15 protein-coding genes are annotated in these 12,698 nt (G+C 69.7%); 11 read left to right on the top strand and 4 right to left on the bottom strand.

Features of this window, described 5'->3' with window-relative positions:
• Window positions 1–63 precede the first annotated feature (63 nt).
• The 9 genes from OG555_RS20475 (at window position 64) to OG555_RS20435 (ending at window position 7,900) form a co-directional block, all read left to right on the top strand.
• Complete coding sequence (locus tag OG555_RS20475) at window positions 64–1,131, top strand: hypothetical protein (RefSeq protein WP_329484515.1); 1,068 nt, start codon at window positions 64–66, stop codon at window positions 1,129–1,131.
• Between the two features lie 4 nt (window positions 1,132–1,135).
• Window positions 1,136–2,941 (top strand): nickel-dependent hydrogenase large subunit, encoded by a 1,806-nt coding sequence (locus tag OG555_RS20470; RefSeq protein ID WP_329484514.1) that lies wholly within the window; start codon window positions 1,136–1,138, stop codon window positions 2,939–2,941.
• A 12-nt stretch (window positions 2,942–2,953) separates the two neighbouring features.
• On the top strand, window positions 2,954–3,793 hold the full coding sequence (locus tag OG555_RS20465) for a NifU family protein (protein ID WP_329484513.1): 840 nt from the start codon (window positions 2,954–2,956) through the stop codon (window positions 3,791–3,793).
• A complete protein-coding gene (locus OG555_RS20460) occupies window positions 3,790–4,458 on the top strand; it encodes a DUF5947 family protein (RefSeq protein WP_329484512.1) in 669 nt (222 codons plus the stop codon). The genes OG555_RS20465 and OG555_RS20460 overlap by 4 nt, the downstream gene beginning before the upstream one ends.
• Window positions 4,451–5,083 carry a DUF6084 family protein gene (locus tag OG555_RS20455; protein WP_329484511.1) on the top strand — a complete coding sequence of 211 codons (633 nt, stop codon included), beginning with the start codon at window positions 4,451–4,453 and terminating at the stop codon, window positions 5,081–5,083. The genes OG555_RS20460 and OG555_RS20455 overlap by 8 nt, the downstream gene beginning before the upstream one ends.
• A complete protein-coding gene (locus tag OG555_RS20450) occupies window positions 5,080–6,372 on the top strand; it encodes a hypothetical protein (protein ID WP_329484510.1) in 1,293 nt (430 codons plus the stop codon). Before OG555_RS20455 ends, OG555_RS20450 begins: the two co-directional genes overlap by 4 nt.
• Window positions 6,369–6,875, top strand: coding sequence for a hydrogenase maturation protease (locus tag OG555_RS20445; RefSeq protein WP_329484509.1), 507 nt, complete (start codon window positions 6,369–6,371; stop codon window positions 6,873–6,875). Before OG555_RS20450 ends, OG555_RS20445 begins: the two co-directional genes overlap by 4 nt.
• A 105-nt stretch (window positions 6,876–6,980) precedes the next feature.
• Window positions 6,981–7,199: a HypC/HybG/HupF family hydrogenase formation chaperone gene (locus OG555_RS20440; protein WP_329484508.1), complete on the top strand. Its 219-nt coding sequence runs from the start codon at window positions 6,981–6,983 to the stop codon at window positions 7,197–7,199.
• Entirely contained in the window at window positions 7,196–7,900 is a 705-nt protein-coding gene (locus OG555_RS20435) for a DUF6390 family protein (protein WP_329484507.1), read from the top strand. Before OG555_RS20440 ends, OG555_RS20435 begins: the two co-directional genes overlap by 4 nt.
• Here OG555_RS20435 and OG555_RS20430 read toward each other — a convergent pair.
• Genes OG555_RS20430 through OG555_RS20420 form a run of 3 tightly spaced genes read right to left on the bottom strand, consistent with a single transcriptional unit; the run spans window position 7,852 to window position 9,964 of the window.
• Entirely contained in the window at window positions 7,852–8,253 is a 402-nt protein-coding gene (locus tag OG555_RS20430; protein WP_329484506.1) for a helix-turn-helix domain-containing protein, read from the bottom strand. The two genes, OG555_RS20435 and OG555_RS20430, sit on opposite strands and share 49 nt — an antisense overlap.
• Window positions 8,254–8,297: 44 nt before the next feature.
• Window positions 8,298–8,576 carry a muconolactone Delta-isomerase family protein gene (locus tag OG555_RS20425; RefSeq protein WP_329484505.1) on the bottom strand — a complete coding sequence of 93 codons (279 nt, stop codon included), beginning with the start codon at window positions 8,574–8,576 and terminating at the stop codon, window positions 8,298–8,300.
• Window positions 8,573–9,964 (bottom strand): NAD(P)H-quinone dehydrogenase, encoded by a 1,392-nt coding sequence (locus OG555_RS20420; RefSeq protein WP_329484504.1) that lies wholly within the window; start codon window positions 9,962–9,964, stop codon window positions 8,573–8,575. Before OG555_RS20420 ends, OG555_RS20425 begins: the two co-directional genes overlap by 4 nt.
• 31 nt (window positions 9,965–9,995) lie before the next feature.
• Here OG555_RS20420 and OG555_RS20415 point away from each other — a divergent pair, with 31 nt between their 5' ends.
• Both OG555_RS20415 and OG555_RS20410 read left to right on the top strand, forming a co-directional pair.
• On the top strand, window positions 9,996–10,457 hold the full coding sequence (locus tag OG555_RS20415) for a gamma-glutamylcyclotransferase (RefSeq protein ID WP_329484503.1): 462 nt from the start codon (window positions 9,996–9,998) through the stop codon (window positions 10,455–10,457).
• Window positions 10,458–10,470: 13 nt separating this feature from the next.
• Window positions 10,471–12,105: a phospho-sugar mutase gene (locus tag OG555_RS20410; protein WP_329484502.1), complete on the top strand. Its 1,635-nt coding sequence runs from the start codon at window positions 10,471–10,473 to the stop codon at window positions 12,103–12,105.
• 89 nt (window positions 12,106–12,194) lie between these two features.
• On the opposite strand, the gene OG555_RS20405 is transcribed toward OG555_RS20410, so the two are convergent.
• Complete coding sequence (locus OG555_RS20405) at window positions 12,195–12,647, bottom strand: hypothetical protein (RefSeq protein WP_329484501.1); 453 nt, start codon at window positions 12,645–12,647, stop codon at window positions 12,195–12,197.
• Window positions 12,648–12,698 lie beyond the last annotated feature (51 nt).

The following is a 12,698-nucleotide window of genomic DNA, read 5'->3' as shown; positions in this document are numbered from 1 at the left end:
GATCGTGACCGACGTACGGTCGAAAAAGCGGCCGGGCCGTTCCCGGTCAGGGAGGGCGGGGTCGTGTCCACCACACTGGAACCGGATCAGGCGCAGGAGACCGACGAGGGTGTGGTGCACATCCTCTGGATGAACGGCGGACTGAGCTGCGACGGCGACTCGGTGGCCCTGACCGCAGCCACCCAGCCCAGTATCGAGGAGATCGTCCTCGGCGCCCTGCCCGGGCTGCCGAAGATCGCGGTGCACTGGCCGCTGATCGACTTCGAGTGCGGCCCGGAGACCGGCGCCGACAACTTCATCGCCTGGTGGCACAAGGCCGACCGCGGTGAGCTGGAGCCGTTCGTCCTGGTGGTCGAGGGTTCGATCCCGAACGAGGCGATCCATGCGGAGGGCTACTGGGCCGGCTTCGGCAACAACCCGGCCACCGGGCAACCGATGAAGACGTCCGAGTGGCTGGACCGCCTCGCCCCGAAAGCCACCGCGGTGGTTGCCGTCGGCACCTGTGCGACGTACGGCGGGATCCACGCGATGGCCGGTAATCCGACCGGCGCAATGGGCGTACCCGACTACCTGGGCTGGAGCTGGAAATCCAAGGCCGGCCTGCCGATCGTCTGTGTGCCAGGTTGCCCGATCCACCCCGACAACCTGTCCGAGACGCTCGTCTATCTCCTGTACCAGGTGGCCGGGCAGGCCCCGATGATCCCGCTCGACGCCGAACTGCGACCGCAATGGCTGTTCGGCCGGACCGTGCACGAGGGCTGCGACCGGGCCGGGTACTACGAGCAGGGCGACTTCGCCAAGGAGTACGGCTCGCCCAAGTGCCTGGTGAAGCTGGGCTGCTGGGGCCCGGTGGTCAACTGCAACGTGCCCAAGCGCGGCTGGATCAACGGCGTCGGCGGCTGCCCGAACGTCGGCGGCATCTGCATCGCCTGCACGATGCCCGGCTTCCCGGACAAGTTCATGCCGTTCATGGACGAGCCGCCCGGCAGCAGGGTCTCCACCGCCGCGAGCACGGTCTACGGCACGGTGATCCGCCGGCTGCGCAAGTTCACCCAGAACACCAGCAACAAGGAACCCAAGTGGCGGCGCAAGGGGTCCGACCTCGCCACCGGTTACGAGAAGGTCTGGTAACGCCATGACCACCACCGACCCGAAGGTCAAACCTGCCGCGAGTGACTCGAAGAGCTCCGACGTCGTCGAGATGGCGTGGGACCCGATCACCCGGATCGTCGGCAGCCTGGGCATCTACGCATCAGTCGACTTCAAGCAGAAGACCGTCCAGGAGTGCCACAGCACGTCGTCGATCTTCCGTGGCTACAGCATCTTCATGAAGGGCAAGGACCCGCGCGACGCCCACTTCATCACCAGCCGGATCTGCGGGATCTGCGGCGACAACCACGCCACCTGTTCGGTCTACGCGCAGAACATGGCGTACGGCGTCGCGCCGCCACACCTCGGTGAGTGGATCATCAACCTCGGCGAGGCCGCGGAGTACATGTTCGACCACAACATCTTCCAGGAGAACCTGGTCGGGGTGGACTACTGCGAGCGGATGGTGAAGGAGACCAACCCGGGCGTGCTGGAGCTGGCGAACCGCACCGAGGCACCGCACGCCGGCGACCACGGCTACCGGACCATCGGCGACATCATGCGCTCGCTGAACCCGCTGGAGGGCGACTTCTACCGCGAGGCGCTGCACGTCAGCCGCTACACGCGCGAGATGTTCTGCCTGATGGAGGGCCGCCACGTCCACCCGTCGACGCTCTACCCCGGCGGGGTCGGCACGGTCGCCACGATCCAGCTCTTCACCGACTACCTGACCCGGCTGATGCGCTACATCGAGTTCATGAAGAAGGTCGTGCCGCTGCACGACGACCTGTTCGACTTCTTCTACGAAGCGTTGCCGGGCTACGAGCACGTCGGCGAGCGGCGGATCCTGCTCGGCTGCTGGGGCAGCCTGAACGACCCGGCGATCTGCGACTTCAAGTACCAGAACATGGAGGCGTGGGGCCGGCGGATGTTCGTCACCCCGGGCGTGGTGGTGGACGGCAAGCTGGTCACCAACAGCCTGGTCGACATCAACCTCGGCCTGCGGATCCTGCTCGGCAGCTCGTACTACGACGACTGGGCCGACGGCAGTCACGAGAAGTTCGTCGACATCGACCCGCTCGGCAACCCGATCGACGTCCGGCACCCGTGGAACCAGCACACGCTGCCGAAGCCGCAGAAGCGCGACTTCTCCAACGCCTACAGCTGGACGATGTCGCCGCGCTGGTTCGACGGCAAGGACCACCTGGCCCTCGACACCGGCGGCGGCCCGATCGCCCGCCTGTGGTCGACGGCCCTGTCCGGCCTGGTCAACACCGACTACATCCAGGCCACCGGGCACAGTGTGAAGATCCAGCTGCCGCGGACGGCACTGAAGCCGGCCACGGAGTACGAGTGGAAGATCCCGCGCTGGAGCAACGCGATCGAGCGGAACCGGGCCCGGACGTACTTCCAGGCCTACGCGGCCGCGCTCGCGCTGCACTTCTGCGAGAAGGCGATGGCCGAGGTCCGGGCCGGCCAGACCGAGACCTGGACGCCGTTCAAGGTGCCTGACGAGGCGATCTCCTGCGGCTTCACCGAGGCGGTCCGCGGTGTGCTCTCGCACCACATGGTGATCCGCGACGGCAAGATCGCGAACTACCACCCGTACCCGCCGACCCCGTGGAACGGCAGCGTCCGGGACTCCTACGGCACGCCCGGCCCGTACGAGGACGCGGTCCAGAACACGCCGATCTTCGAGGAGAATCCGCCGGACCGGTTCAAGGGCATCGACATCATGCGTGCGGTCCGCAGCTTCGACCCCTGCCTGCCGTGCGGTGTGCACATGTTCGTCGGCAACGGACGGGAGAAGACCCACCTGCATTCCCCCTCGATCGCGGTCAAGCCTTACTGACCTGGAGCTGCTATGGACCGGCACGACGTCCAGGAGTTGAGTGAACGGATCGACGTCCTGCTGGACGAGGTCCAGCGGCGCGCCGATCCGGCCCTGGCCGCGAAGGTGGAGGAGCTGGTCCGCGCGGTGCTCGCATTGCACGGCGCCGGCCTCGAACAACTGCTGAACCTGCTGGACGAGCCGCAGGTTCGGCAGTTGGTCGGGGACGACCTGGTCGCGGGGCTCCTGTTGCTGCACGACCTCCACCCCGACGACGTCGCGACCCGGATCCAGGGCGCGCTGGACTCGGTCCGGCCGTACCTCGGCTCGCACGCCGGCGGCATCGACTACCTCGGCATCGACGACGACGGAGTCGTCCACCTGAGCCTGCAGGGCAGCTGTGACGGCTGCCCGGGTTCGACCGCCACCGTCCGGCTGACGGTCGAGAACGCCGTCCTGGACGCCGCGCCGGAGGCCGTCGCGGTCGACGTCGCGGGCATGGTCAAGGAGAAGCAGAGCCTTCTGACCATCGAGCCGTTCCGCCCCCACCGGGACGGCTGGCACCAGCTGGACCTGGTCCCACCCCTCGACCAGGTCCAGCACCTGACCGTCGGTGGCCTCGACGTGCTGGTGGCCAACCTGGCCGGCACGTTCTTTGCCTACCGCAACAATTGCCCGATGTGCTCTTCCGCCCTGCACCACGGGCAGTTGGACGGCGACCGGCTCACGTGTCCACGCTGCACCGCGGAGTACGACGTACGCCTGGCCGGGCGGGCGCTCGCACCTGAGGGGGCGCCGCCGCTCGAAGCGCTGCCGCTGCTGCCGGAAGGCGCGGGCTGGAAGGTCGCGATCCCGGGGGTGCAGCCGGCGTGAGGCCATCGCCGACGCTGCGATCACTCGCGCAGAAGAAGCAGCAGCCGACCGTCGATCCGGTCGCGGTGCTCCGTGAGTTCACCGGTGGTGTGCGCGAGCAGGCCGCGCCGGGTGAGCAGTGCGAGATGTGCGCCGTGCCGATCGGACCTGAGCACTCGCACCTGGCCGACGTGCCGGGGCACCGGCTGCTGTGCACCTGCCGGGCCTGCTACCTGTTGTTCACCGAGGGCGGCGCGTCGCACGGGCACTACCGCGCGGTGCCGGATCGCTACCAGTCCAACCCGGACTTCACGCTGTCCCCGGCGCAGTGGGACGCGATGGGGTTCCCGGTGAACCTGGCGTTCCTCTTCTACCAGTCCGATCAGTCCCGGTACGTCGCCTTCTACCCGAGCCCGGGTGGTGCCACCGAGTCGCTGCTCGACCTGGCCGGCTGGGACGAGGTCGTGGCCGGCAATCCCCGGCTGCAGAGTCTCGTCCCTGATGTCGAGGCCGTGCTGTTGCGCCGGCTGGACGACGGGTTCGCGTGCTACCTGGTCCCGATCGACGCCTGCTACGAGCTGGTCGGGATCGTCCGCCAGTACTGGGAGGGCTTCGCCGGCGGCGAGGACGTCTGGCGGCGGATCGACGACTTCTTCGCGCGGATCCAGGAGCGCAGCCGTGGTTGACCTGGACTTCACCTGTACCGACGCGGAGGCCGACCGCTACGCGGCCACCCCGGCCATCCGGATGCGACTGCGGATCGAGGAGACGACCGGTACGCCGGTGCACGCGCTGGCGTTGCGCTGCCAGATCAGGATCGAGCCGATCCGCCGCCGCTACAACGACGAGGAGGCCGAGGGGCTCGCGGATCTGTTCGGCGACCGCGCTCGCTGGGGCGAGACCTTGAAGCCGCTGCAGCTGGCGTTCGTCACCCAGATGGTGCCGGGCTTCACCGGCGCGACCGAGGTCGACCTGAATCTGCCCTGCAGCTACGACTTCGACGTCGCCGCGAACAAGTACCTGTACGCCGTGCGCGAAGGCGGCGTACCGCTGCTGATGTTGTTCAACGGGACGATCTTCACCGGCCGTCCCGGCACTCTCTCCGTGACGCCGGTCGCCTGGCAGAAGGAGGCGACGTACCAGCTGCCGGTGGCGGTGTGGCGGGACGCGATGGACCAGCACTTCCCGGGTGCCGCGTGGCTGCGGTTGCGGCAGGACGTTTTCGACCGCTTGTACCGCTATCGCGCCCGGGAGGCGTTGCCCGGTTGGGACGACGCGATCGAGCGGCTGCTGAAGGAGCAGCTGGAATGAACAGGTTCGACGCGGTCCAGCAGATCGCGGATGCGTTGTTGTTCGAAGGCTATGTCCTGTATCCCTATCGCGCGTCGGACGGGAAGAACCGGGTGCGCTGGCAGTTCGGCGTGCTGATGCCGCCGGACTACTGCGTGGTGGATCCGTCCGAGCGGGGCTGGTCGCAGACCGAGTGCCTGCTCGACGGCGACGCGGCCGTGCTCTCGGTGCGCGTACGGTTCCTGCAGGCGCAGCGCCGTACGGTCCTCGATGCCGACGAGGTCGAGGTCGCCTCACTGCAGACCGATCAGGCGACCTACCTGCCGTGGGACGAGGCCGTGGTGCGGACCGTCGATCTCCGGGCGGACCTGACAGAGCTGCCGCAGCTGGTGCCGTTCCGGATCCCCGGCGGCACCGAGACCGAGGCCGTCGGGACGGCCGGCTTCCTCCGCCGGACCCGGTTGCCGGTCACCGGGACCGTTGCCTTGACCATCAAACCGCTGCCCGGCCCGTACGGCGCCGCGCGGCTGCGGATCCGGGTCGAGAACAACACGCCGGACAGCAGCTCGGAACGCGTCGGAGCGCTACGGCAGGCGTTGATCGCCCACCACGTCCTGGTCGCCGCCGAGGGCTGCCGCTTCCTCTCGCTACTGGAACCACCCGAGTGGGCCACCGCGTATGCGGCCGGTTGCGACAACGTCGGCCTGTACCCGGTCCTGGCCGGCGACTTGCTGCTGTCCTCGCCGATCATCCTCTACGACCACCCGCGGATCGCGCCGGAGAGTCAGGGCGATCTGTTCGACGCCACCGAGATCGACGAGATCCTCAGCCTGCGCGCGATGACGCTGACCGACGACGAGAAGCGCGAGGTCCGCGGCACCGACCAGCGCGCGGCCGAACTGCTGGCCCGGGTCGACTCGATGCCGCCGGAGCTGATGGACCGGCTGCACGGCACGATCCGCTACCTGCGCAAGGTGACCGAGCCGGAGCCACCGCCGCCCGACACGCCGTGGTGGGATCCGGGCAACGACAGCACGGTTTCGCCGGAGACGGACACGGTGCTGGTCGGTGGAGTTGCCGTTGGCAACGGTTCACGGGTGCGGCTGCGGCCCGGGATCCGGCGGGCGGACGCCCAGGACATGTTCCTCACCGGCCGCCTCGGCACGGTGGTCGCCGTACTGTCCGACGTCGACGGCGAGACCCACGTCGCGGTCGCACTGGACGGCGAGGAGGGCGAGATCCAGCGGGCGCACGGCCGCTACCTGTACTTCAGCCCGGACGAACTCGAGCCCTTGGTAGGTGCAGGATGACGATTCTCGTGGCCGGACTGGGCAACGTGTTCTGCAGTGACGACGCCTTTGGTGTCTCGGTCGTCGAAGAGCTCGCCCGGCGCAGCCTGCCGGCCGGGGTCGAGGTGCGGGACTTCGGGATCCGCGGCATCCACCTGGCCTACCAGCTGCTCGAGCCGTACGACCTCGTCGTTCTGATCGACGCGGTCGAGCGGGGCGGCCCGCCGGGGACGCTGTACGTGATCGAGGCCGAGCCGGCCGCCGAGCCCGGGCCGGAGGTGAGCATGGACGCCCACGACCTCGGTCCGGACGCCGTGCTCTCGCTTGTACCGCGACTCGGTGGCACCGTGGGACGTGTGGTCGTGGTCGGGTGCGAGCCGGCGGGTATCGACGCCGGGATCGGGCTGTCACCGTCCGTGCAGGACGCGGTCGGGACCGCGGCGCAGCTGGTGATCGACCTGGTCACCGGGAAGGTCGCCGTACCGGCTGACGGGCCGGTCGGCGTGACGGAGGGGAAGTTGTGATGCGTTGGATGCTGGTGGCAGTCGTGGTCGTCGTCCTCGTCGTCCTGGGGTACTACGGCATCGAGGACATGCGGCGGTACTACCGGCTGAGGGGCATGTAGCCCGATGTGCCTGGGCATCCCGGGCCGGGTGGTGGACTGCCCGGAGGGCGCGGACCTCGGCCGGGTCGAGGTGGCGGGCGTCGTCCGGGAGATCAACCTGTCCCTGCTCGACGGCCCGTTCGTCCCCGGTGAGTACGTGCTGATCCACAGCGGCTTCGCGCTCGAGCGGATGTCGCGGGAGCGGGCCGCCGACGCGCTGGCGTTCTTCGGGGCCGAGCTGTGACCGGACCGGCGCTGTTCGTCCGGTACGCGTTCGCCCCCAACCGGCTCGGGTACTGCGGCCCCGCCGACGCCGGTGCCCTGCTCGAGTACGGCGCTCTGGGCCGGGTGGACAACGGCTTCCGCGCGCTGGCGCGGCAGTTCGAGGGCGCCTGGCCACAACTGCGCCGGATCGCCGCAGCCACCGGTACGGCGGATCCGCTCGACCGCGAGGTGGTCGAGGCGTACTGGATCGGCAACCGGCTGCTCGACCGGGCCGGCGACGCCGGAGGCGGGCTGCCACATCACAGCTTCGCGGTGTTCTGCCTGTACCCGTGGGCAGACCTGCTCGACGACGAACGCAGTACGGCGCAAGCCCTGCGCGTGCTCGACCAGTGCCGGATCCGCTGGGGACAGGTGATGGCGGACACCGGCGAGCAGGTCGTGGTCGAGTCGCGTCCGCTGGAATGGGACGGCCTGCGGCTCCTCCTCGGTTCACCACGCCAGGAGACCGCGATCCGTGGCTTCGACGGCGTCGACCTGATCGAGCCGCTGGCCCCGGGCGACTGGGTCTCGCTGCACTGGGGCTGGGTCTGCGACCGGCTGACGCCGGCCCAGTTGGTTGCTCTACGCCACTATTCGGCCCATCACCTGCGGCTGGTGAACGAGCGGTTGGGTCAACGGCGCGGGGGGCGCGCGGGGATATCCGGGCCGAGGATCCAGTGACTGTCCGGCTGGCCGACGACGCCCGCTGAGTTCAGCACGGCGGGCCGGGCCACCGGTCGGTTCGTCGGCAGGCCGGACCGGTCGGGCTCCCAGCGAGCCGGATCTTCGGTCAGGCCGAGCAAATAGGTGACCGTGCAATCGAGTGCCACGGCGAGCTCAGGCAGCCGGACCACGTCGACACCGGCGCCGTGCTCGAAACTGGACAGGGTCTTGTTGGTGGTGCGGATCCCGCGGCGGGCCAGTCGGCTGACCAGTTGCTTCTGGGTCAGGCCGAGTTGTAGCCGGCGGGCACGGAGCCGATGGCTGACGACCAGATGCCGGTCGACAGCGACCTCGCTGCGATCCTCGAACATGGGCTACCCCCTGCAGCCACGATCCACCGGCCCCCGCGACCGCGTCAATCGCCCGGGCGGCCGGAATCCATCTCGGCGAGGGCATGCACGGTGTAGCGGGCGAAGTTGAACACCGGCGCCCGGCCGAGCAAGCGCTCGAACTCCTCGTGCGAGTCCACCTCGTAGATCCACGCACCACCGTGCGATCCGACCACGTGATACCGCGCCAGCACCTTCCCCTCGCGCTCGAGGCGCTCGCCGTACTCCGGCATCGCGCCGACGGACCGGGCCATCTCCGGGGAGAGCAGGCTCAGCTCCATCTGCCAGAGCACCAGGAACTTCATGAGCGGAGGTGCAGCCTTCGGGCGGCCTCGGCGACCGAGCCGGAGACGGACGGGTAGACGGTGAAGGCCTGGGCGACCTGGTCCACGGTGAGGCGGGCACCGACGGCCAGCGAGATCGGGTGGATGAGTTCGCTGGCGCGCGGGGCGACCACCACGCCGCCGACCACGATGCCGGTGTTGGGCAGGCAGAACAGCTTCACGAAACCGTCCCGGACGCCCTGCATCTTGGCCCGGGCGTTGTCGGCGAGCGGCACCTTCACGACCATCGCCGTACTGCCGCCGGCGTCGACCACCGCCTGGGTCAGGCCGACGGTGGCGATCTCCGGGGCGGTGAAGACGTTCGCCGACACGGTCGACTGGTCCAGCGGGGTGACCGCGTCGCCGAGCGCGTGGGCCATCGCGATCCGGCCCTGCATGGCGGCGACCGAAGCGAGCATGAGTACGCCGGTGCAGTCGCCGGCCGAGTAGACGCCACGGGCCGTGGTCCGGGACACCCGGTCGACCTGGACGAAGCCGCCGTCGGTCAGCGACACGCCCGACTCGACGAGATTCATGTCGTCGGTGTTCGGCAGCGATCCGACCGCGAGCAGCGCATGCGAGCCCTCGACCGTGCGGCCGTCGGTCAGGGTCACCACGACGCCGTCGCCCTGCCGCTTGACCGACTCGGCCCGGGATTTGCTCAGCACGGTCAGGCCGCGCCGCTTGAACACGTCCTCCAGGACCGCGGCCGCGTCAGCGTCCTCACCGGGGAGCACCCGGTCCCGCGACGAGACCAGGACGACGTCACTGCCGAGAGCGTCGTACGCGCTGGCGAACTCCGCGCCGGTGACGCCGGAGCCGACCACGATCAGCCGCTCGGGCAGCTCGTCGAGCTCGTAGACCTGCTCCCAGGTCAGGATCCGCTCGCCGTCCGGCTCCGAGCCCTGGAGGATGCGCGGCCTTGCACCGGTGGCGATCAGGATCACGTCCGCGTCCAGCCGCTCGTCGCCGACGACCACGGCCTCGGGCCCGTCCAGCCGGCCGCGGCCCTTGACGATCCGGACCTTGTCGCGGTCCAGCCGGCGCTCGATGCCCTCCGACTGGGCGGTGGCCAGCGCCTTCACGCGCTTGTTGACGACCGACAGGTCGACACGGACCGCGTTGGCCGGGTCTGCATTGTCACTGGCCCCATCGCCTGTAACTCTGACCCCGAGCTCGCCGGCCGCCTCCACCTCGGTCATCACCTCCGCGGTGGCGATCAGGGTCTTGCTCGGGACGGCGTCGGTGAGCACGGCGGATCCGCCGATCCCGCCGGAATCGACAACCGTCACCTCGCCCCCGAGCTGGGCGGCCGCACTGGCCGCTTCGTACCCGCCGGGACCGCCTCCGATGATCACAACTCGCGCCACGGGAGGTCATTCTTCCGTATCCTGTGTCTCCGTGACCCTGTACGCCGCGTTTGCGTCGAATCTGGACCCGAACCTGATGGCCGAGCGGTGCCCGTACTCGCCCCTGCGCGGGACCGGCTGGCTCCACGGCTGGCGCCTCACCTTCGGCGGCGAGGAGCTCGGCTGGGAGGGCGCCATGGCCACCGTGGTCGAGGACCCGTCCGACCCGGCCAACCAGGTCTTCGTCGCGCTGTACGACGTCCATCCCAAGGACGTCGAGCGGCTGGACGAGTGGGAGTGGATCGACCACGACGTCTACAGCAAGATCCAGGTCCGGGTGCAGACCCTGGACGGCGAGCAGCTGGCCTGGATGTACGTCCTGAACGCCTACGAGGGCGGCCTGCCGTCGGCCCGCTACCTCGGCATCCTCGCCGAGGCCGCCGAGGCCGCCGGCGCCCCCGACGACTACGTGGCCGACCTGCGCGCGAGACCCTGCCAGTCGTCCGGGCATTAGCTATCGTGCGGAGGTGACCGTTGACCTCCGTAGTGCGGCCGAAGCCTGGCTGAGCGAAGATCCCGACCCCGACACTCGCGCCGAGCTCCAGCAGTTGCTGGCGGCCGGTGACACCGCCGAGCTGGCCGACCGGTTCGCCGGCACCCTCGAGTTCGGTACGGCGGGACTCCGCGGTGCCGTCGGGGCCGGACCGAACCGGATGAACCGGGTGGTCGTGATCCGCGCCGCCGCGGGCCTCTGCGCCTACCTGAAGGGCAAGGGCCTCACCAACGGCCCGGTCCTGATCGGGTACGACGCCCGGCACAAGTCGGACGTGTTCGCGCAGGACACGGCCGCGGTGGTCCGGGGCGCCGGGCTGGACGCCGTACTGCTGGATCGGCCGACGCCGACCCCGGTGATCGCCTTCGGGATCCGGCATCTGAAGGCTGTCGCCGGAGTGGTCGTGACGGCGTCGCACAACCCGCCGCAGGACAACGGCTACAAGGTCTACCTGGGCGACGGGTCGCAGATCGTCCCGCCCGCGGACGCGGAGATCGCGGCCGCCATCGCGGCGGTCGGCCCGCTGGACACGGTGCCGCGCGGCGACGACTGGCAGACGACCGGCGACGACCTGCTGAACGCCTACCTGGACCGGATCGCCGGGCTGGTGCCGGCGGACGCGCCGCGGGACCTGAGCGTCGCCTACACGCCGCTGCACGGGGTAGGCCGGCTGCTGGTCGAGGGCGCGGTCGCTCGCGCGGGGTTCGCCCTACCGGCGGTGGTGGCATCGCAGGCGGACCCGGATCCAGACTTTCCGACCGTCTCCTTCCCGAACCCGGAGGAGCCGGGCGCGATCGACGCGGCGCTCGAGCTGGCCCGGTCGATGAACGCGGACATCGCCGTCGCGAACGACCCGGACGCCGACCGGTGTGCGGTCGCCATCCCCGACGCCTCGGCCGACGCCGGTTGGCGGATGCTGCGCGGGGACGAGCTGGGCGCGCTGCTCGGTGAGTTCCTGCTGTCCGCACAGCCCGACGGGGTCGCCGCGTGCTCGATCGTCTCGTCGTCCCTGCTCGGCAAGATCGCGGCGTCGTACGGCGTGCGGTATGTCGAGACGCTGACCGGATTCAAGTGGATCGGGCGGGTGCCGGACCTCGTCTTCGGTTATGAGGAGGCGCTCGGGTACTGCGTCGACCCGGTCGCGGTGAAGGACAAGGACGGGATCTCCACACTGGTCCGCGTCCTGCAACTAGCCGCGCGGGCCAAGTCCGAGGGGCGCACGTTGCAGGATCTGCTGGACGACCTCGCGGTCAAGTACGGCCTGCACGCCACGGACCAGCTGTCCGCGCGGGTCGAGGACCTGTCGCTGATCAAGACCGCGATGGACCGGCTCCGCGCCACTGCGCCCGCGTCGCTGGGCGCCTACACGGTCGAGCGGATCGACGATCTCGGCCAGGGCTCGGAGTCACTGCCCCCGACCGACGGGCTGCGCTACACGCTGTCGGACGGCGCCCGGGTTGTCGTCCGGCCGTCGGGCACCGAGCCGAAGCTGAAGTGCTACTTGGAGGTGGTCGTCCCGGTCAGCACCGACGTGACCGCAGCGCGCACCGAGGCGGCCGTCGCCTTGGCCGGCATCAAGGCCGATCTGGCTGCCGCGGCAGGTATCTGAAAACGCGTGAAACGCCAGCCGCTGGCCGTCGTGGTCAGCGGCTGACGTTCGAAGGAACGAGAGCACCTGGCGGGTGGCTCCCGCGGAGGTCAGCGGGCGGCGGCCGCCGCGGCCTCGGCCTCTTCGGTGCGCAGCGAGCTCTGCAGCGAGGCGTGCAGGATCCGCAGCGTGCTGGTCGACTGCATCAGCGCGTCCCGCTCGTCCGGGTTCCGGTTGGCGAGGTTGGAGATCTCGTTGATGCTCGCCTCGATCCGGGCGATCCGGTCCGCGACCGAACCCTCCTGGCTGCTTGCCTTGCGGATCGCGTCGGACGTGACCGTCCAGACGTCCTCCTTGTCGTTGGTCCGCCGGGACATGTCGACCATCTGGGCCAGCGCGGCGAGGTCGTGGTCGACCTGGGTCCGCTCCACCGGCACGATGATCCCGGCAGTCGCCTGGCGCAGGCGGGTGACGTGACCGGACAGCTCCGACCAGCTGCACCGACCGCTCTTGATCTTGTCCAGCACCTTCGCGTACTCGGTGTTGAACTCGTCGTAGTTCACTGTCCTTGACTCCTGCCGTTCGACGCTCGACTCGGAAACTGTACGGCGTGC

The organism is Kribbella sp. NBC_01484, assembly GCF_036227145.1.
GTDB lineage: Bacteria > Actinomycetota > Actinomycetes > Propionibacteriales > Kribbellaceae > Kribbella.
Note: the sequence above shows the minus strand (reverse complement) of the source record. Positions and strands in the feature narration are given on the sequence as shown.